17 protein-coding genes are annotated in these 18,798 nt (G+C 62.6%); 12 read left to right on the forward strand and 5 right to left on the reverse strand.

Annotated features, from left to right (window positions below; genetic code table 11):
* Positions 1 to 52 precede the first annotated feature (52 nt).
* From P8Q88_RS04195 to P8Q88_RS04205, 3 genes are read left to right on the forward strand one after another with little or no spacing between them, the layout of a single operon-like run.
* Positions 53 to 631: a 3'-5' exonuclease family protein gene (locus P8Q88_RS04195; protein WP_278322561.1), complete on the forward strand. Its 579-nt coding sequence runs from the start codon at positions 53 to 55 to the stop codon at positions 629 to 631.
* Positions 624 to 1,628: a nucleotidyltransferase domain-containing protein gene (locus P8Q88_RS04200; protein ID WP_278322562.1), complete on the forward strand. Its 1,005-nt coding sequence runs from the start codon at positions 624 to 626 to the stop codon at positions 1,626 to 1,628. The genes P8Q88_RS04195 and P8Q88_RS04200 overlap by 8 nt, the downstream gene beginning before the upstream one ends.
* A 12-nt stretch (positions 1,629 to 1,640) precedes the next feature.
* On the forward strand, positions 1,641 to 2,537 hold the full coding sequence (locus P8Q88_RS04205) for an HNH endonuclease (protein ID WP_278322563.1): 897 nt from the start codon (positions 1,641 to 1,643) through the stop codon (positions 2,535 to 2,537).
* A gap of 154 nt (positions 2,538 to 2,691) precedes the next feature.
* Here P8Q88_RS04205 and P8Q88_RS04210 read toward each other — a convergent pair whose 3' ends face one another.
* The 4 genes from P8Q88_RS04210 to P8Q88_RS04225 form a co-directional block, all read right to left on the reverse strand.
* Positions 2,692 to 3,537 (reverse strand): hypothetical protein, encoded by an 846-nt coding sequence (locus tag P8Q88_RS04210; protein WP_278322564.1) that lies wholly within the window; start codon positions 3,535 to 3,537, stop codon positions 2,692 to 2,694.
* 74 nt (positions 3,538 to 3,611) lie between these two features.
* Positions 3,612 to 3,815, reverse strand: a complete 204-nt coding sequence (locus P8Q88_RS04215; RefSeq protein WP_278322565.1) for a hypothetical protein — start codon at positions 3,813 to 3,815, stop codon at positions 3,612 to 3,614.
* A 99-nt stretch (positions 3,816 to 3,914) separates the two neighbouring features.
* A complete protein-coding gene (locus P8Q88_RS04220; protein ID WP_278322566.1) occupies positions 3,915 to 5,183 on the reverse strand; it encodes a glutamate-5-semialdehyde dehydrogenase in 1,269 nt (422 codons plus the stop codon).
* A 34-nt stretch (positions 5,184 to 5,217) separates the two neighbouring features.
* Entirely contained in the window at positions 5,218 to 5,985 is a 768-nt protein-coding gene (locus P8Q88_RS04225; RefSeq protein ID WP_278322567.1) for a pyrroline-5-carboxylate reductase family protein, read from the reverse strand.
* 215 nt (positions 5,986 to 6,200) lie between these two features.
* On the opposite strand from P8Q88_RS04225, the gene proB reads away from it, so the two are divergent.
* The 8 genes from proB (at position 6,201) to P8Q88_RS04265 (ending at position 16,449) form a co-directional block, all read left to right on the forward strand.
* A complete protein-coding gene (gene proB, locus P8Q88_RS04230) occupies positions 6,201 to 7,367 on the forward strand; it encodes a glutamate 5-kinase (RefSeq protein ID WP_278322568.1) in 1,167 nt (388 codons plus the stop codon).
* 66 nt (positions 7,368 to 7,433) lie between these two features.
* Entirely contained in the window at positions 7,434 to 8,243 is an 810-nt protein-coding gene (locus P8Q88_RS04235) for an outer membrane protein assembly factor BamD (RefSeq protein ID WP_278322569.1), read from the forward strand.
* Positions 8,244 to 8,300: 57 nt separating this feature from the next.
* The gene (locus P8Q88_RS04240) at positions 8,301 to 10,313 is read left to right on the forward strand and encodes a CapA family protein (protein ID WP_278322570.1); all 2,013 of its coding nucleotides are present in this window, start codon (positions 8,301 to 8,303) and stop codon (positions 10,311 to 10,313) included.
* Between the two features lie 61 nt (positions 10,314 to 10,374).
* Positions 10,375 to 12,039 (forward strand): DNA repair protein RecN, encoded by a 1,665-nt coding sequence (recN, locus tag P8Q88_RS04245; RefSeq protein WP_278322571.1) that lies wholly within the window; start codon positions 10,375 to 10,377, stop codon positions 12,037 to 12,039.
* 53 nt (positions 12,040 to 12,092) lie between these two features.
* Positions 12,093 to 12,608 (forward strand): hypothetical protein, encoded by a 516-nt coding sequence (locus tag P8Q88_RS04250; RefSeq protein WP_278322572.1) that lies wholly within the window; start codon positions 12,093 to 12,095, stop codon positions 12,606 to 12,608.
* Positions 12,605 to 13,582, forward strand: coding sequence for a hypothetical protein (locus tag P8Q88_RS04255; RefSeq protein WP_278322573.1), 978 nt, complete (start codon positions 12,605 to 12,607; stop codon positions 13,580 to 13,582). Before P8Q88_RS04250 ends, P8Q88_RS04255 begins: the two co-directional genes overlap by 4 nt.
* A 102-nt stretch (positions 13,583 to 13,684) precedes the next feature.
* A complete protein-coding gene (ligA, locus tag P8Q88_RS04260) occupies positions 13,685 to 15,757 on the forward strand; it encodes an NAD-dependent DNA ligase LigA (RefSeq protein ID WP_278322574.1) in 2,073 nt (690 codons plus the stop codon).
* Between the two features lie 194 nt (positions 15,758 to 15,951).
* Positions 15,952 to 16,449: a CinA family protein gene (locus tag P8Q88_RS04265; protein ID WP_278322575.1), complete on the forward strand. Its 498-nt coding sequence runs from the start codon at positions 15,952 to 15,954 to the stop codon at positions 16,447 to 16,449.
* Here P8Q88_RS04265 and P8Q88_RS04270 read toward each other — a convergent pair whose 3' ends face one another.
* Positions 16,450 to 17,121 (reverse strand): SDR family oxidoreductase, encoded by a 672-nt coding sequence (locus P8Q88_RS04270; RefSeq protein ID WP_278322576.1) that lies wholly within the window; start codon positions 17,119 to 17,121, stop codon positions 16,450 to 16,452. It lies immediately after the preceding gene.
* Between the two features lie 172 nt (positions 17,122 to 17,293).
* Here P8Q88_RS04270 and P8Q88_RS04275 point away from each other — a divergent pair, with 172 nt between their 5' ends.
* A complete protein-coding gene (locus P8Q88_RS04275; RefSeq protein WP_278322577.1) occupies positions 17,294 to 18,760 on the forward strand; it encodes an FAD-binding protein in 1,467 nt (488 codons plus the stop codon).
* Positions 18,761 to 18,798 lie beyond the last annotated feature (38 nt).

Below are 18,798 nucleotides of genomic sequence, written 5' to 3' on the forward strand. Positions count from 1 at the left end.
TCGCCCTGACATAACCTGTATAAAGGGATTTCCTAAGACCTTTACTCGCAGCATGGATGTATATTTTTCTGTGGATGTGGAGACCGACGGTCCCATCCCTGGACGTTTTTCCATGCTCTCATTTGCACTTGTCTATGCGGGCGCTTTTGACGGAAAGACGTTCTATGAGCCCCCTGAATACATCCATAACTTCTATTGTGAATTGCGGCCGATTTTTCAGGAGTTTGAGCCTGAGGCTTTGGAGGTCAATGGACTAGACCGAACAGCTTTGTTTGAGACCGGGCAAGACCCGAGAGTCGCCATGACATCTGCAGCAGGATGGATCGAAAATATTGTCGGCAAAGCTGAACCTATTTTCGTAGCTTATCCTCTGAGCTTCGACTGGACGTGGATGTATTGGTATTTCGTCCAGTTCTCTGAAATCGGATCGCCATTTGGCTTTTCTAAATGCTTCGATATCAAGACCGCAATGGCGTTGACGTTAGGGCGCACCGTGAAGAGCGTCGGCAAAGATCGAATTCCAAATGTGTTGAAATCTAAATCCCCCCATACTCACAATGCTCTAGATGATGCTATTTCCCAGGCGGAGTTATTCTCAAACATATTTCGCCTGGAGCGTCATAATGGCTGAATCGTACCTTTCCAAAGTTAAGAAGAGTTCTTCTGAGCGTCTTGAGGCGCTAAGGTCTGAGTTGATAATCGCCCGCGAGATCATTGGCGAGGATGGGACCATATTCGCAACTGGGTCCTTTGGTCGGCTTGAGGCCGGGCCGAATAGCGATTTGGACGTTTTCGTTGTGAGTCGAAATAAGGATGGTGGAGAAGAAGCAGTTCTAAGCCTAGTCCGCCAAATTCGACTTAAGAGCGAACTTATCGTTGCTGCCGAGAAAGTTCGCATGGCTGAGTTCGATTCAGGAGGCAAGTTTTTAGAAACACACCTTTTCGATGAGCTTGTCAGCGAGGTGGGTAGCCCAGCCGATGACTACAAGAACACCTTCACAGGACGAATGCTCCTTATTTTGGAGAGCCGCCCGCTTCTAGGGGACGAGGTGTATGAGGACCTGAAGAAACAAGCCATAAACTCCTATTTCGCAGACTTCGAGGGCAACGAAACTGAGTTTGTGCCGTATTTCCTAATCAATGACCTTCTTCGCATGTGGCGTACATTCTGCGTAAACTACGAGCATTTCGCAAAGAAAAAGCCAACGAGCGATTGGCGCATTAAAAATCTCAAACTGAAATATATCAGAATGTTGACGTGCTTCTCCGCGGTTATCTACCTCTCAGCCGTCTATCGAGTTAGTGGGACTGTCACACCTTCGGATGTGGAAACAATGAGTTTGCTTTCGCCAGTTGAGCGACTTCAGGAATTTAGTTCGGGCGGCAAATTCTCATCTCTGGGGGAAACGGATGCCATCGCGGAAAAAGCAAACGAAGCTGTCGCAGACTATGGTGAATTCCTGGAATTCGTTCAGGAAAAGAAAAAGGCAATCAAGACCCTAAGGCGTGATGACGAAGATTGGAGGGGAAAGTCTCATGAGTTTGGCGGAAAGATTGCCGAGCTTATCCGGTTGGTCAACGGAGGTGATGGATTCGACAATCGACTGTTTAGAAGCATCTTAGTATAACTGAACGTCCTAGTGACCTTCGGCGTTTTTATGCACAAGGATGGGTCGATTTACGACGATATTCCCGAGGTGCATTACCAGTTTCCGAAAAGCTATCTCAGCCGCGCTCAGCAGATGGCCGGCGACTGGATTGTCTATCGCGAACCGGTCAAAATTCCGAACTCCAAGGGCTTCTTCGCGGTGGCGAAGTTCGAGCGGATCATTCCTGACCCGACAGAGCCGGATCGCTATCGCGCGGTCATCGAAGAAGGCAGCTATCTACCATTCGAGCCGACCGTTCCTCATATCGCGAATGGCGAGCAGGTTGAGCGCGGTGTTCTCAACGAAGAAGGCAAAGTCTCTGGCCGTGCCCAAGCCGCCGTCCGCCCGCTTTCGCATGCCGACTTCGCACGGATCATATCGCTCGGCCTGCCGGATGAGGACTTTCTGCCCCGCAGTGATGAAGAAGTGATTGAGGACAACCGTGTCCGCGAGCATCAGACCCCGTTCGAAATCGAGCGGCCCATCGTCCAGTCACTCGTCTCCAAGCCATTTCGCGACCGCGCTTTCCGACGCGCCGTGATGCACGCCTATGATGGCCGCTGCGCGGTGACAGGCTGGAAGCTGGTCAATGGCGGTGGCCGATTGGAAGCGCAGGCCGCGCATATCCGCCCGGTCGAGCACGGCGGCCCTGACAGCGTGCGCAATGGTCTTGCGCTATCAGGTACCGCGCATTGGATGTTTGACCGTGGGTTGATTGGTTTCAGGGATGATCTTGAGATCATCGTGCACCGCAAGGTCAATGATCGCGAGGGTGTCGAGTCGATCATCAATCCAACGGGCAAGCTGAAGGCACCGGAAATCGAGTCCTACAGGCCTCATCCCAAGTTCCTGTCTTGGCATCGCGAGTTCCACGGTTTCGATGCTTAGCGTCAGCGCGGTCTGCTAAAGTCATTCCAAGGATCGGTTTTTAGTTTGGACCCTGCGGGCGCGAGCCATCCGGCTCGCTTGCTTCCTCGCATCAGCTCGGGCGGCCGGTCGGCCTTGCCTCGGCTTCGCCTCGGGATCAGCTCTTGTCAGCCAGTTACTCCCAAGTGTCATCCTTCAACCGCCGCACCCTCGGTGCGTCGTCCTCGCTTTCCTCCACCTCGCGCTTGCGCCAGTCGGGTGGGGGTAGGGCGAGCGGCTCGTCTTCGTCCTCGCCCCAGTCGGCGTCCCGGTCGACATAATTGTCGTGCTCCGGGTCGTCCCAGCAGCGGTAGCCGGCTTTCTCGTCCTCATCCGTGAGGCGGCAATATTCCTCATAGGCGGCGCGGGTGCGGGGGCTCATCAGGGCGAGGCGGCGCTCGCGCATCTTGGAGAGCATCGCATTGATCTTCTCGGCATGCGCGTCCTCCTCCGCCGTGGCGGCGGCGGCGCGTTCGGCCTCCCATTCCTTGCGCCACTGTTTCTTCAGCCGGTCGAGGTCCATCTTGCCGATCGCGTTCAGGCCTTTTGCGCGGCCTTCCGTGAAGCGCTCGGGCGCGCGGTTGCGGAGCATGAACATCAGCAGGCGGTCGTTATGGACCATGCGCGTGCCGACGAGCTTGCCGTAGGAATAGACGGGCTGCTCCACGCCGTTGAGGGCCCTGTCCATCGCGACATCCTCGATCCGCTGCACGCCGAGGTCGAGCGCGGCGGCCCAGGCCTTGCGGAAGCTCTCCGCGCCTTTCTGGCGGCGCAGGTAATAGGCGCCGACAGTGCTCATGTTGACCGCGCGGCAGGCGGCCTCGACGCTGCCGGTATCGGCGAGCGCCTCGATGAAGCGGCGCTGGCGATCCTCGGTCCAGCCGTCGTGGCGATTGGTCTGGCGGGGGACGGGGGTGAAGGCGGGAAGCTCGCCTGCCGGAACGGGGAGGCGGGTCTCGCGGGGGTCTGCGCGGCGGGTCATCCGCGAGCGTGAAGCAGATTTCGGGTGAGTAGGAAAATGGGAGGAGGGGTAGAGGGGGGGAGTACCTTGCTCGATCAGCCTTCGTGGCAGTCGGGGCAACACGTCTGGCAGCCCTCGATCTGGTCGAAATGCTCGCGCGCGTGGTCCATGGCGGTGTCGCATTTGGCGAAGTCGCCCAAGGCCTTGCGGTTGTCCTCATTGGGGAGGAACTGGCACTCCTCCGAGTGGACCACGTGATCGCCGCGCTCGTTGGCTTCGGACTTGACGTAATAATGCATGAAAAAGGCTCCTCGCCCGAATGAACGGGCAAGGAGCCGGTGCTGTTCCAAAGGTGCGATCGGACCAATTCACGTACGCCTGGCATAGGCGTCAACGCATCAGGCGGGACGCGTCTGCCCGTCGCCGTGTACGAGGTATTTGAAGCTGCACAGCTGTTCGAGGCCGACGGGACCGCGGGCGTGCATCTTGCCGGTCGCGATGCCGATTTCAGCGCCCATCCCGAACTCGCCGCCATCGGCGAACTGGGTGGAGGCGTTACGCATCACGATGGCGCTGTCGATGCTGTCCATGAAGCGCTTCGCTGCGGCATCGTCCTCGGTCATGATCGCATCGGTGTGGTGCGAGCTGTAGGTCGAGACCCAGTCGATCGCCTGATCGATACCGTCAACGACCTTCACGCTGGCTATGGGGTCGAGATATTCGGTGCCCCAGTCTTCGTCGCTGGCGGGGGTGATGCGGCCGTCGATCGATACGGCGGTTTCGTCACCACGCAATTCGCAGTCATTGCCCATGATCTCGGCGAGACGAGGGATGAAATCCTGCGCAACGGCCTTGTCGACCACGACGCTTTCGGTCGCTCCGCACACGCCGGTACGGCGCAGCTTGGCATTACGGATCACCTCGGCCGCCTTGTCGAGATCGGCGGCCTCGTGGACATAGCTGTGGCAATTGCCATCGAGGTGGAGGAGGGTGGGGACCTTCGCCTTGTCGCGCACCAGCTCTACCAGGCCACGTCCGCCGCGCGGGATCACGAGATCGACATGCTCGACCGCCTCCAGCAGGGCGGCGACCGCGGCGCGGTCGGTGGTCTGGATGGTCTGCACCGCATCGCCCGGCAGGTCGGCGGCCTTGAGGCCGGCCTGCATGCATTCGACGATCACACGGGTGGAATGCCGGCTTTCCGATCCGCCGCGCAGGATGACGGCATTGCCGCTCTTCAGACACAGCGCGCTGGCATCGGCACCGACATTGGGGCGGCTTTCGTAGATCATGCCGATAACGCCGATTGGCACGGCCACGCGCTGGATCTCAAGGCCGTTCGGGCGTTCGAACGTCGCCAGTACGCGGCCTACGGGATCGTCAAGCTCGGCGATCTCCTCGAGCGCGGAGGCCATGCCTTCGACGCGATCTTCGGTCAGGCGCAGGCGATCGATGAAGCTTTCGGGCTTGCTGTCGGCGACGCTGTCGACGTCCCTCTTATTGGCTTCTAGCAGCTCGTCCATTCGCGAACGCAGAGCCTTGGCAGCCTCGCGCAAGGCCAGGTTCTTGGCATCGGTGCCGGCGATCGCGAGCTTGCGCGCGGCATCGCGGGCGCGGCTGCCGAGTTCGTGGACATGGATCTGGGGGTCCAGTTTCTGGTCGGTCATAAAGTCCTCGTCTATCTGTGGCGGGAGGCGCGGGTCAGCGCAGCTCGACCGCCCGTTTGTAAGCTGCCTCTAGTGTTTCACGCATCTTGCGCGAAATGGTTCCGTCGCCATTGAGCGCATCGAGACCCGCGGCGGTCGTGCCGCCCTTGCTGGTCACCGAATTACGCAATTCTTCCAGCCCCGCAGCGCCGGGCTCCAGTGCCATCGCGGTCGCGCCTTCGATGGTGCCGAGAACCAGTGCGCGTGCCTCGTCTTCATCGAAGCCCATTTCCATCGCTGCTGCGACATAGGCGCGTGCGATCTCGAAGACATATCCCGGGCCCGAACCCGCTACGGCGGTGACGCGGTCGATCTTGTCTTCGCTGTCGACGACAACAGCGGTGCCGGTGCGCTGCATCATGTCCTTCGCATGGGCGAGGGCCTCGCCTTGCGCCGCGTCATCGGCGCAGAGGCCGCTCACACCCTTGCCGACCGCGGCAGGAAGGTTAGGCATGACGCGCACGACCGGAGCGCCGTTCATCAGGCGCGAGAGACGCGCGAGCGAGCATCCGGCGGCGATGGACAGAACATATCCGCCATCCGACAGCATCGGAGCATATTCGGGCAGCAGGTCGTCGACCATCTGCGGCTTGATTGCCACGATTATGACATCGAACGTCTCGTCCGCGACCGCGTCGCGGCTGCGTTCCAGCCGCACGCCTACGGGGGCCTTATCAAGGGCCGGATCGACGACCGTGAAATTTTCGGGGCCAGTGTTCCAGTGCGACAAAAGGGCTCCACCCATCTTGCCGCAACCAATCATAAGGATGTTCTCGTAGGAAATACTTTCCTCCAATAGTCAACGTGGATGAACTTTTTTGCAAATCGACACTAATCATTATCCGAATTAAGATCAAAATTCGAAGACAACTTATCCGGAAAGCGCCAAGTCAAAAAATTTGGCAAATCGGCTTGTGCGCTGCAGCAATCATATCTACACTATGACGCGAAAATTTCAAGCCACATGGGTTTCTATTTGTGACTGAAAAACGAAACATAGTTATCAAGATCGGTTCAGCTCTCCTTGCGAATCAAGACCTTCTGACGCCGCGCTTCGGCTTTCTCCAGCGTTTGCTGGAAGACGTGATGCGCCTTCGTAGCCAGGGGTATCAGGTTATCCTTTGCTCTTCCGGCTCGGTTGCACTGGGCCTGCGCATGGTCGGCGAAACGCCCGAAACCGCGGGCGTTTCCGACAAGCAGGCCGCGGCAGCGTGCGGAATGCCCCTGTTGCTCAATGCCTACAAGCAGGTGGGCCACGAATACGGAATAGAGATCGCGCAGGTGCTGCTGACGCTCGGCGATTTCGAGGACCATCGCCGCTTCCTCAACACGCGCAACACCGTCCACCGCCTGCTCGAGGCGGATATCGTTCCGATCATCAACGAAAACGATTCCATTACCACCGAGGAAATCAGGGTCGGCGACAACGACCGACTGGCAGCCAAAGTGGCGCAGATGGTCGGGGCGCAGGACCTCGTGATCCTGACCGGCGTCGACGGGCTCTACGATCGCAACCCCGACGATCCCGAGGCGCAATTCGTGCCGGAGGTCACCGACGTGTCGGACTATATGGAAGCGACCAAGGGCAAGAGCACGCTCGGCACCGGGGGCATGGCGACGAAGCTCCAAGCGGCCAATATGGCGCAGGAAGCCGGCTGCACGACCTGGATCGCCCAAGGCGAAGTCGACCGCCCGCTCTCGGCCGTGCTGTCGGGCGAGCGCCGTTCGACCAAGATCATCGCGCATGAGAACCCGCTGTCCGGCTGGGACAGCTGGATTGCCAATCGCCTGCAGATGGCGGGCAGCGTAGTGGTGAAGGACACGGTTTTCGATACCATGGCCGAGCGCAAGCGGGCCGTCCGGCGCGAAGACATCATTTCCATGGATGGCGATTTCACCCGCGGCGACGTGCTGCACATCTACGACAAGCAGGGGGTCGAGCGCGCACGCGGCCTCAGCGATTTCACCTCAGAGGAAATTCGCGTTCTGGTCAGCAATCCGGAAGCGGAGGCGGAGAAGCTGCTCGGCTATCGCACGAAGGGCGAAATCATTCGCGGGGCGAATCTCGTGCCGCTCGAGACCCGGCATCTGCTATGGGATGCTCCCGCGGCGATTGCCGAAGAAGCTACCGGCCTCGGCGGCTAGCCGCTCCGGGGACAGGGAGGCGAACTTCACTTGGCGTTCAGCAGGGCGCTGGCTATAGGCCTCGACATGACCACGGCTTCGCATTCCAAGAGCAAACTCCTCATCGCCGGCTTCGTCGCCGGTGCCAGCGTCCTCACCGCGGGCTGCGGCTCGCGCAACGGCGGCGACGATCTGAAGACCACCGCCTATGTCGCGCGTGACGTCGAGACGCTCTATCGCGAAGCCAAGCGACGGCTGGACAATGGCAATGCGAAGCTTGCCGCCGCCCTGTTCGACGAGGTCGAGCGCCAGCACCCCTATTCGCCCTGGGCCCGCCGTGCCCAGCTGATGAGCGCCTTCAGCTATTACGTCGCGCAAGACTATAACCAGGCGGTCCGCTCGGCGCAGCGGTTCCTGTCGATCCATCCGGGCAACAAGGATGCGCCCTATGCCTATTACCTGATCGCGCTCAGCTATTACGAGCAGATCAGCGATGTGCAGCGCGACCAGAAGATTACCGAGCAGGCGCTCACTGCGCTGCAGGAAGTCAATCGCCGGTTCCCGACCACGCAATATGCCGCCGACGCGCGGCTCAAGATCGACCTCGTCGAGGACCATCTTGCGGGCAAGGAAATGGAGATCGGCCGGCATTACGAACGTTCGGGCAAATGGATTGCCGCGCAGATCCGGTTCCAGAACGTGGTCGACAACTACCAGACCACCAGCCATGCGCCCGAAGCGCTCTATCGCCTCACCGAGACCAGCCTCGCCCTGGGCATCCCAAGCGAGGCGGTGAAATATGCCGCCGTTCTGGGCGCGAACTATCCGGGCAACGAGTGGTATCAGAAAGCTTACGAGCTCGTGCAGAAGCACGCGCCCAGCGCCACGGCGAGCTAAGCCCCCCGCCTGCGCGGTTAACGCAATTTTTTCCATCCGGGCGCTACGGCCAGCGCCATGTTTCGCCGGGTCCGGTCTGCCTCGATTGCCGCTTCGGCATTGCTGTTCGCCCAGCCGATCGCCGCGCATCCTGACGAGGCACTGGTCGGCGGAGCGATCATTGCACCGGGCGAGATTGCCATCACCGGCATGCTCGACGGGCGGCGCGACCGGCTTGAGTTTGCCGGAGTCTCGGTCTCGATCAACGGTCGACCCGCAAGCGTCGCGGCGGACGGACATTTCGGCGGGACTTTTGCACTCGCGCCGACCTACCGCGTAGAGATCACGGGGCCGGGCATCTTTGCCGCGATACAGACCTTTGCCACGGCCGAATTGCGCGACGAGACCTGCAGCTGCCTCGCCATCCCTTCGATCGAGGTCGTCGCGCGATCGAAGGATCGCATCGAGCTTTTCTTCGGCGGCGATACGATGGCAGGCAGGCGATACTTCGAGCCGCCATCGGGCCAGCGCCAGTTGCTTTATCGCGAGACATTGGCGGCCGATCTCGACCGGCTGCTCGCGCCGATGCGGCCATACATGGAAAGCGCCGACCTCGCTTCGGTCAATCTGGAGACCGTGCTGGCCGACAGCGCGCCGGGTGAACCGCTTCCCGGCAAGAGCATCACCTTCTTCTCGCCTCCCGAACTGGCGCATGCCCTGAAGCGCGCGGGGGTGGACTATGTGACGCTCGGCAACAACCATATCTATGATTACGGCGAACCGGGGATTGCCTCGACAATTGCCGCTCTCGACCAGGCAGGGCTCGCATACTCCGGGGCGGGACACGACGAAGCGCAGGCAGTCGGTGCGACGCGGCTCGACATCGGGAAAGCCTCGCTGGCCCTGCTCGGCTTTGTCGGCTGGGAGGGATCGAACGGAGCGCACCAGATTGCGACTGCCGACAAGGGTGGTGCAGCATTCGGCACGCGTGGCCAGGTCCGGCGCAGCGTCGAGCGCGAACGCAAGCTGCGCAATGTGCCGGTGCTGCAATATCACGGCGGGGCGGAATATATCGACCGTCCCAGCGCCACGACCATCGGCCGTCTGCGCGAGGCGGTGGAGCAGGGCGCGCCGCTGGCAATCGGCCATCATCCGCATCTGGTCATGGGAGTAGAAGTCTATCGCAAGGCGCTGGTCGCGCCATCGATCGGCAACTTCCTGTTCGACCAACAGCATCCTCGCACCCACGTCACCTATGCGATCCGCGCGATACTGGAGAAGGGTCGCTTCCTGCGGGCGGAATTCGTGCCCGTCGGCGTCGTCGACTATCGCCCCGTGCCCGCTGTGGGTGCGATGCGCGAACGCGTGCTGCGCCGCCTGTTCGGCTTTTCGGCTGAACGCGGGACCCGGCTCGCGATGAGCGGCGGCCATGCAGTGGTCTATGCGAACCAGCGAGGCGGCCTGACCGGTCCCTGCCATCGGCGGAGCGAGGGCGAATTCAAGCTCGCCGGTTTCGCCCCCGCTTGTGAGGGCGTGCGCCTCGGTCGCGATGTAATCGCACGCGGCGATTTCACCATGGCGCGTCAGGATGATGCCGTTGAACGCGCCCTCATGAGCGACGATGCGGGCCTCGAATTCGTGATGTCGGACGGCGAGGCCCATGCTGTGCTTCGGCCCGAGAAGGCCGCATCCAGTCCCGCCCTTTTCACCCATGCTTACCTGCGCGATGTGCCGGCGGGTGCCTATACATTGAGGGCAAGGGTTTTGCTCCCGGTGGCAACACGCGTGGAGCTGCGCATCAAGGACCGGCCTTATGCAGGCGCCCAACCCAGCGCGCGCTGGCGCGGCGAAATCCTTCAGGTTCGCGATGTGCCCGCAGCCGCGAACTGGCAGGACATCAGCTTCGATTTCGTCAGACCCGAAGAAGCGGACGGCCATGCCAGGCCCTTCCGGCCGATCCTGCGCTTCGTTCCCGCGAATTCGGGCGGCAATCTCGAACCGATCGCGATCGACGATTTCGAGCTCATTTCCTGGAGTGTGGGCGGCGAGACCGAAGCCGACCGCTGGCAAGCCTCGCACGTGGCCCACTAATTCACAGCCCCGCCGCCTGCCATCGTGACGCGGCCTGCGGCCTGCGCTAAGCACGGCGGCGATGCTGACCCGGCTCGCCATTCGCAACATCGTGCTGATCGAAGCGCTCGACCTCGACTTCGGGCGCGGCCTCGGCGTGCTGACGGGGGAGACCGGGGCGGGCAAGTCGATCCTGCTGGACTCGCTCGGCCTGGTGCTGGGCAATCGCGCCGATAGCGGGCTCGTGCGCGCTGGGGAGGACAAGGCGAGTGTTACCGCCAGCTTCGAATTCGCCGCGCTGCCCGCGCCGCTTTTCGAATTGCTCGACGATGCCGATATCGAGGTGGAGGAAGGCGAGCCGCTGATCCTGCGTCGCCAGCTGAAGGCGGACGGAAAGAGCAAGGCCTTCGTCAACGACCAGGGCGTCAGCGTTGGCTTGCTACGCGAGATGGCAGCTCATCTGGTGGAGCTGCACGGCCAGCACGACGATCGCGGGCTGGTGAACCCGCGCGGACACCGGGCGCTGCTTGATCGCTTTGCGGATGCCGATACGGCGCGTGTCGCGCAGGCATGGAGCAAGTGGCGGAACGCGGAAGCGGCGCTGGCCGAGGCGCGCGAGGCGGTGGAGACTGCCAAGGCGGATCAGGACCTTTTGCTCGCGCACCTGTCCGAACTGACCGCGCTCGAACCGCAGGCGGGTGAGGAGGCACGTCTCGCCGAAACGCGGGCGGACATGCAGAAGGGCGAGAAACTCTCAGGCGATCTCGATGAGTTGCGGCACATCTGGGAGGGTTCGGATTCGCCGCTGGCTGCGCTGCGCGTGGCCGCCCGTCGGCTGGACCGGATCGCGCCCGAGCATCCGCTGCTCGCCGATGCGCTCGCCTCCCTCGATCGCGCAGTCATCGAGGCAGGCGAGGCTGAAGACAAGCTGCAGGCCGCCGCCGAAGCCCTGGTCCATGATCCGCAGGCGCTCGACGCGGCGGAGACGCGGCTTTTCGAATTGCGCGCGCTCGCCCGCAAGCATCGCTGCGAGGTCGACGAGCTTCCCGAAAAGATGCGCGAATTCCGCACCGCGCTCGACTCGATCGAGGGTGGGGAAGCAGAACTCGATGCGCTGGAGGCTGCGGCCAAGGATGCGGGCCAGCGCTATCGCGCGGAGGCCGAGGCGCTGCATGCGACGCGCGTCGCCGCTGCCATGCGGCTCGACGAAGCGGTGGCGGGCGAGCTCGCGCCGCTCAAGCTCGATGCGGCGCGCTTCAAGACCGCCGTCGCCGAATTGCCCGAGGAGCGCTGGGGCGCGCAGGGCATGGACACCGTCGAGTTCCTGATCTCGACCAATCCGGGCGCCGATTTCGCCCCGCTTGCCAAGATCGCGAGCGGCGGAGAGCTGTCGCGCTTCATCCTCGCGCTGAAAGTCGCGCTCGCGGAGAAGGGCGGCGCGGCCACGATCATCTTCGACGAGATCGACCGCGGCGTCGGCGGCGCAGTGGCGAGCGCGATCGGCGAACGCCTTGCACGGCTGGCGGCGGACGGTCAATTGCTCGCCGTGACCCACAGCCCGCAAGTCGCCGCGCGCGGGCGCACGCACTACATGATCGCCAAAAGCTCCGACGGAACGGTCACCCGCACCAGCGTGGCCCTGCTCGACGAGGCGGGTCGGCAGGAAGAAATCGCCCGCATGCTCAGCGGCGCGGAAGTGACGCCCGAAGCACGGGCGCAGGCGGACCGGCTGCTGGAGGGGGTTTGAGGGCACTCGACGAAAGTTTGCGCGTTTGTCTTTGCATGGTCGCTTTACGCATAATGCTTGGTTCGCTTTGCCTGCTCGTTCTCTCGGCCTGCGCGCGCGAACTGCCACGCTACGAAGCAGGGCCTGACGCCTTCGCAACCGGCTTTTACGAGGATATCGATACGCCACGACTTGCGCTGCTCGAATACCGCCTAGGCCAGTATTTTGCGCAGAGAGGTCGGCCTTACGAGGTTATTTGCGCGTCTCAAGAGCGACCAAGCGTGGCGAGCGGAATTACCGAGAGGTTGCCGCTTGAACCGGAAAAGGAACTGGCACTCCTGAAACGTTTCCCGGGATTGTCGCCTTTGACGCGGTGCAAGACGAGGGGCAACGATATTATCGCTGCCGACACAGGGGTTCCGGCGGCGATCTTCGACGTGAACGACTTCACCTGCGAGACGCCGGACGAATGCCTTGGCTGGGGCGGCTATTTTGCCAACGGCCAGCACGGATGGAGTTATTATCGCATGCGCTTTCGCGACGGGGAATGGCGCATCCGGCGCGAGGAACTGGACATCGTGGTGACGTGACAGGGCTGCAAACCACCGCGCGGATCGCGTTCGGCTGTGTGACGCTGGTCCTCGCGGCCTGCCAGGACCCCGGCACAGCGCCAACCCCGACCGTTCCCGAAGGCAAGCTGCCTGCGGACCAGCCGTACGATGACCTGCCCGTCCTTCTCACTGGCAAAGGCCTGGGCGGGATGGAGGCGATCACCGCCGGCGCGTTGCGAAGGGAGGGTCTATGTCTTTTACTCGACACCGGATCGGAGCAGGCGTTGATCGTCTGGGGTGATGGGACGCGGATAATCGAAGATGATGTCAAGGGCTGGGCGGTGCAGTTTTCATCCGGGCTGCAGGCCAGCGAAGGCGATCGCATCGTCGGCGGAGGTGGTGGCCTTCCGCCCGCAGCGCCGATTGCGAATTTTGTCCAAGGTGAGGTACCGGAGGAGTGTGCGGATCGTCCAGCGGTCCAGGTGCACAGTGTCGAAAGCGTGACCCGCGTCGCTATCGAACCGATGGGCTCTCCGGATACGCGTGCGCCGCCGCCTCCGCCACCGCCGCCTGCACCCAGCTTTCTCGATAGCGTGAAGAACAGTCCGGAGGGCAGCGGTGCCGAGCCGGCGGAGGTGCTCGGCATCGACGACCCGCGCGAGGCGTTGTTCGCGCATATGATCGGCGGCCTTCGCGAGGGAGAAGGATTCCACAACCGGCCTGCGTGCCTGCGGGAAGTGGACGGCGCCATACTGGCGCGCCTTTCCGACCGCTTCACCGATGTCTTTGCCGCCCCTATGTGCCGCTGGGACGGCGGCGGCGTCGTGCTGCGTGATGACGACAGCCCGGCAGTCTTCGTCGACGCGCGGCTCGAGTGCGACGGGCGCAGCCGCTGCGTGGCCGAAGGCGCGCGGGTCTTCGCCAATATGGGCGGCGAAGGGCAGGGCTATATCATGCGGCCGATCCCCGGCGGATGGTCGATCGAGACGGCGGGTGTTTCATGGATATCGTGAGGCACGTCATCACGCTCGCGTAGCATGTCCCATCCCCTGTTGCGCCCATCCGCGATGTGTAATGGGTAGGGCGGGCATCCCGAGCGAGACAATGATTCTTCGATGATCAGCGAAACCAAGCCTACCGAAGCCGAGGCCGCCAACGAGTTGATGCGGCTGGCGAAGCAGATTGCGCGGCACGACCGGCTCTATCATGCCGAGGATGAGCCAGAGATCACCGATCAGGAATATGATGCGCTGGTGCGGCGCAATGCCGAGCTGGAGGAAGCGTTTCCGCATCTGGTGCGCGCGGACTCGCCGTCGAAGAACGTCGGGCATGCGATTGCTGCCTCGCCGCTGAGCAAGGTCACGCACGAGGTTCGAATGATGAGCCTCGACAACGGCTTTTCGGACGAGGAGATCGCGGAGTGGGTCGCGCGCGTGCGGCGTTTCCTCGCGCTGGACGAGGATGCCCCACTGGCATTCACGGCGGAGGACAAGATCGACGGGCTGTCCTGCTCGCTACGGTACGAGAAGGGCATGTTGGTACGCGCGGCAACGCGGGGCGATGGTCAGGTGGGCGAAGACGTGACTCCGAATGTCGCGCACATCGCCGACATCCCGCAGCAATTGGCGACCGACAATCCGCCTGATGTGTTCGAGGTGCGCGGCGAAGTCTATATGGAAAAACAGGCCTTTGCTGCGCTCAATGCTGCGCAGCAAGAGGCGGATGGCAAGCTGTTCGCCAATCCGCGCAATGCGGCGGCCGGCTCGCTCAGACAGAAGGATGCGAGCGTGACCGCGGAGCGCCCGCTGCGCTTCTGGGCGCATGGCTGGGGCGCGGCGTCGGACGTGCCGGGCGAGACGCAACACGGCGTGGTCGAGACCTTGCGCGAGTGGGGCTTCCCGATCTCGCCGCTATTCACCTGTGTCGACGATCTCGCGGGCCTGCTCGCGCATTACGAGACGATCGGCAAGGCGCGGCCCGACCTGCCCTATGAGATCGACGGCGTGGTCTACAAGGTCGACCGGCTGGACTACCAGCGGCGGCTCGGCTTCGTCGCCAAGGCGCCGCGCTGGGCGCTGGCGCACAAGTTTCCTGCGGAGCGTGCCGAGACGACGCTCGAGAGCATCGACATCCAGGTTGGACGCACGGGCAAGCTGACACCCGTCGGCCGGCTGGCGCCGGTGCTGGTGGGCGGCGTCACGGTCACCAATGTCACGCTCCACAACCGCGACGAGATCGCGCGGCTGGGCGTGCGGCCCGGTGACCGGGTGGTCGTCCAGCGCGCGGGCGACGTTATTCCACAGCTTGTGGAAAACCTCACGCCGGACGCCGACCGCGAGCCATTCGGTTTTCCCGACCACTGCCCCGAATGCGGCAGCGAGGCGGTGGCCGAAGAGGGCGAGGTCGATGTGCGCTGCACCGGCGGTTTGATCTGTCCTGCCCAACGCACCGAGCGCCTCAAGCATTTCGTCTCTCGCGGCGCGCTCGATATCGATGGGCTCGGGGAGAAGACCATCGACCAGTTCTTCGCGCTCGGCTGGCTCGAAAGCCCTGCCGACATCTTCCGCCTGAAAGACCGGCGCGAGGACATCCTCGCGCTCGAGGGCTGGAAGGAGCGATCTGTGGACAATCTGTTGAAAAGCATCGAGGCGCGGCGCGAACCAGATGCTGCCCGCCTGCTTTTCGGCCTCGGCATTCGTCATGTCGGAGCGGTCACGGCGCGCGATCTCATGAAGAACTTTCACGAGCTTCCAGTCCTCCGCGATACGGCGGAAAGGGCGCATGCGGGTGACGAAGAAGCTGCCGCCGCACTCAGTTCGATCGATGGGATCGGCAGCGCGGTAGTCGAGGCTCTGGGGGACTTCTTCCACGAAGACCACAACACGAAGGTGTGGGACGACATCCTCTCGCAAGTCTCGCCGCCGCGCTACGAAGTGGAGACGCTGGACAGCGAAGTGGCCGGCAAGACAGTGGTCTTCACCGGCAAGCTCGAAACCATGAGCCGCGACGAGGCCAAGGCACAGGCCGAGCGATTGGGCGCAAAGGCAAGCGGCTCGGTCAGTGCGAAGACCGATCTGGTCGTCGCTGGTCCGGGCGCGGGCAACAAGCTCAAGAAGGCGGCCGAGCTCGGCATCGACGTGATCGACGAAGCCGCCTGGGCCGCGATCGTCGCTGCGGCGGCGAAGTGACAACCGGCGCAGTCAATTCGCAAATCCGCTCCGTTTCCAACCCAATTGGGGGGCGACAGGTGTCCGTGACCTGCTAATTCCGTTCTGGCGACCCGAAAGGCTTTTGAACGAGCCATTCAGACTGCGGGGGATGGCTTCGGCCGTCTCCCGCACTTTTTCGCCACTTGAGCAATCGGCGCCTCCAGCATAGCCAGATGCCCATGCTGAGCACCACGCACCCTATCGCCACGCAGATTGCAACGTCCTTGCGCAAGCGCGGACAAAAAATTGCGGTGGCCGATGGCGCGACCGGCGGATTGATTGCCGCATCCTTGCTGACCGTTCCCGGCGCGCTCGATTTCTTCGTCGGGGGTGGGGTGGTCTATTCCTTTCGCGCCCGCGATGTCTTGTTCGCCCTCCCGCGAGAGGCCTATGCCGGCATGCGCGGGGCGAGCGAGGAATATGCGATGCTGCAAGCGCGCGCGATCCGTGACAATTTCGGTGCCGAGTGGGGCATCGCCGAGAGCGGATCGGTCGGCGGATCGAGCCATCCCAGCGGCGCGCCGGCCGGTCGCAGCGTGGTGGCCATCGTCGGTCCGGACGGATTCGAACATGTCGTCGTGACCGAAACGGGCAGCGAGGATCGCATTGCCAATATGGAAGCCTTCACCCGCGCCGCACTGGTCGCGCTCGAACAGGCGCTCGATTCCTGATCAGTCGTTCGGCATGATATGGATCTCGCGCACCGCGGCCGTCGCGGGCTGCTCGATCGCGAATACCACTGCATCGGCCACGTCCTCCGGCTGGATTTTGCCGGGCTTCGGTTCGTCGAAGAATGGCGTGTCGACCATGCCAGGCGTGATGACGGTGCAGCGGCCACCCCATTCGCGCATTTCTTCGGCGAGGTTTCCAGCAAAGCCTTGCACGAACCACTTGGTCGCGCCGTAGATCGATCCCTTGAGGTGGTCGCGCCCGGCCTTCGATCCGGTGACCACGAAATGGCCCTTCGTCTTGCGCAATTCCGGCAAGGCAGCATGCGCGGTGTAGAGCACGGCGAGAATGTTGAGGTGGATCATGTCGTGCCATTCGTCCGGGTCGCCGGTTTCGACCCCGGCCGCATCGACGCCCTTGCCGGCATTGGCATAAACCGCCTCGAGGCTGCCGAAGCGCGTGACGGTCTTGCCGATCGCGTCGCGCAACTCGTCGCGGTCGGTCACATCGCAGGGTAGGGCGAGCGCGTTCTCGCCGATTTCGTGTGCCAGGCTCTCGAGCTTGTCTTGCGACCGCGCCAGCAGGGCGACGTTCCAGCCCGATTTGGCGGCTGCGCGCGCCGTTGCCGCGCCGATGCCGGAGGATGCTCCGGTGATGAGAAGAGTCTTAGCCATTTGGTGTCCCGTTGAATTGCTGAGGTTCGCCATGTCAGTGGGCGAGCGCGTTGGTGGTTCCCGATGCCGACCGTTCCGGCACCGACCGGATGTCGCTTCTGTCCTCGCACGGGCTGCTGCAAGCTGATATTCTTCGTAAAATTGTCATTATTGTCATCGGGGGGGCGGCGACATGATCGAGGAAATCCGGCGCGGTCGTAAACAGCGCATGTTGGAAAAACAGGCGGGCACGGAAGGCAAGCGGCGGATCGCGTCGTGGATCCACGTCTACCGCGCGGATGCCGACGCACGCATTCCCGCGGACGAGGCCAAGCTGGCCGGCGACATGGCAGAGGGCTGCTATAGCTGCGTCGGCACCTCGCACTCCTACAACGGGGTGCAAATCGTGCCGAATATCCGGGCAATGATGATGGAGGAGGGCGGCCTCCACATCACCGCCTTCGATCCGGCGACTGGCATAGCCAGAATCGGCGCATCGGTGACGGTCGAAGAATGCAAGCTGTTCCTCCTTCGCCACAAGCGCAGGCTGCTCAACTCAGGCAATTACATGAAGCAGACCGTGGTCGGTGCGCTGGCCACCGGCACGCACGGCTTTGGCGAGCGCGGCGTGATGGCGGATGCGGTCACGGCTGTCACTTTCCTCGACGATAGCGGCCGGCGGGTGCGGGTTGCCAGGGGCGAGCCGGATTTTGCCTATGTCGCCCTGTCCTTCGGGACGATCGCTCCGATCGTCGAACTCGAGCTCGAGACCGCCCCGATCGAAGCGTTCATATCGACCAGTTACGTTGATCGTTTGTCGGCCCTGCATGATTTGCAGCAGGGTACGATTGCATCGAACTGGTGTGTCCTGCCCTATTCCAATCCGGACGATCCGGTCATGATGCTGCACACGCTGGCGCCTTGCGACGCCAGGGTCGAGGCGCAGAGCGAGAAGAAGGGAGGCGGCTTCTTCGCGCCCTTCGCCCGCGCCATCATCGGCCGCTATCAATGGCTCGATCGCTGGGTGCCGAAGCTGCGGCGGCCCCTCCAACGCTTCATCTGTCGGCTGGATGTGCGCCAGGTCGATCGAACGACAACCGACCCGGAAGATCTCGATTATCTCTATGACCCGAAGAAGGGGCAGGCCAAGGACCGCGCGCCGAACATCCTGCGAGGATGCTTTTCCACCACCTATACCGGATACAATCTCGCCTTCTTCGTCCCGCTGGACAAGGCTCCGGCCATAGTGAAATTCATCATGCTGGAAGCGGACAATCTGCGTGATCTGGGCTTCTTCCTCAAAGGGGTCATCAGCGTGCGTGAATTGACCGGCTCGTCCGACCTCGTTTTCGCGGCGAACCACGCAGGGCCGGTCGCCGCCATCGACCTGTTTGCCGATCCACGCGACTACGGCTGGCTGGAGCGGCTGCAGCGGCTGGTGCTGCAGTACGAGCCCGCAACCCGCCCGCATTTCGGCAAAAGCGCGCTGGTGCCGGCCTTTCGGGAATCGCTGGGCGAGCACCATCTCGACCGGCTGATGGCCATCCACCGAAAGCACTACCCGAACGGCCGGCTGATGTTCAGCGAACAGGTCCGCGCTTTCCTGCAGACCGGCAAGGCGCTGCCCGGCGAAGCGGCCGCCGAGGCCAAGCTCGCCTGAGGTTTCTCGGACCCGATCGGCACGGTTGGCGTTGGCCA

The sequence above is a fragment of the Qipengyuania marincola genome (assembly GCF_029688625.1).
Classification (GTDB): Bacteria; Pseudomonadota; Alphaproteobacteria; order Sphingomonadales; family Sphingomonadaceae; genus Qipengyuania.

Bases quoted from the DNA above. Each gene is read 5' to 3' on its own strand.
- P8Q88_RS04235 (WP_278322569.1), top strand. From the start codon at position 7,434: ATGACCACGGCTTCGCATTCCAAGAGCAAACTCCTCATCGCCGGCTTC.
- P8Q88_RS04210 (WP_278322564.1), bottom strand. From the start codon at position 3,537: ATGACCCGCCGCGCAGACCCCCGCGAGACCCGCCTCCCCGTTCCGGCA.
- P8Q88_RS04275 (WP_278322577.1), top strand. From the start codon at position 17,294: ATGATCGAGGAAATCCGGCGCGGTCGTAAACAGCGCATGTTGGAAAAA.
- P8Q88_RS04200 (WP_278322562.1), top strand. From the start codon at position 624: ATGGCTGAATCGTACCTTTCCAAAGTTAAGAAGAGTTCTTCTGAGCGT.
- recN (WP_278322571.1), top strand. From the start codon at position 10,375: ATGCTGACCCGGCTCGCCATTCGCAACATCGTGCTGATCGAAGCGCTC.
- P8Q88_RS04215 (WP_278322565.1), bottom strand. From the start codon at position 3,815: ATGCATTATTACGTCAAGTCCGAAGCCAACGAGCGCGGCGATCACGTG.
- P8Q88_RS04225 (WP_278322567.1), bottom strand. From the start codon at position 5,985: ATGATTGGTTGCGGCAAGATGGGTGGAGCCCTTTTGTCGCACTGGAAC.
- ligA (WP_278322574.1), top strand. From the start codon at position 13,685: ATGATCAGCGAAACCAAGCCTACCGAAGCCGAGGCCGCCAACGAGTTG.
- P8Q88_RS04240 (WP_278322570.1), top strand. From the start codon at position 8,301: ATGTTTCGCCGGGTCCGGTCTGCCTCGATTGCCGCTTCGGCATTGCTG.
- P8Q88_RS04250 (WP_278322572.1), top strand. From the start codon at position 12,093: ATGCTTGGTTCGCTTTGCCTGCTCGTTCTCTCGGCCTGCGCGCGCGAA.
- P8Q88_RS04220 (WP_278322566.1), bottom strand. From the start codon at position 5,183: ATGACCGACCAGAAACTGGACCCCCAGATCCATGTCCACGAACTCGGC.
- P8Q88_RS04195 (WP_278322561.1), top strand. From the start codon at position 53: ATGGATGTATATTTTTCTGTGGATGTGGAGACCGACGGTCCCATCCCT.
- P8Q88_RS04270 (WP_278322576.1), bottom strand. From the start codon at position 17,121: ATGGCTAAGACTCTTCTCATCACCGGAGCATCCTCCGGCATCGGCGCG.
- P8Q88_RS04265 (WP_278322575.1), top strand. From the start codon at position 15,952: ATGCCCATGCTGAGCACCACGCACCCTATCGCCACGCAGATTGCAACG.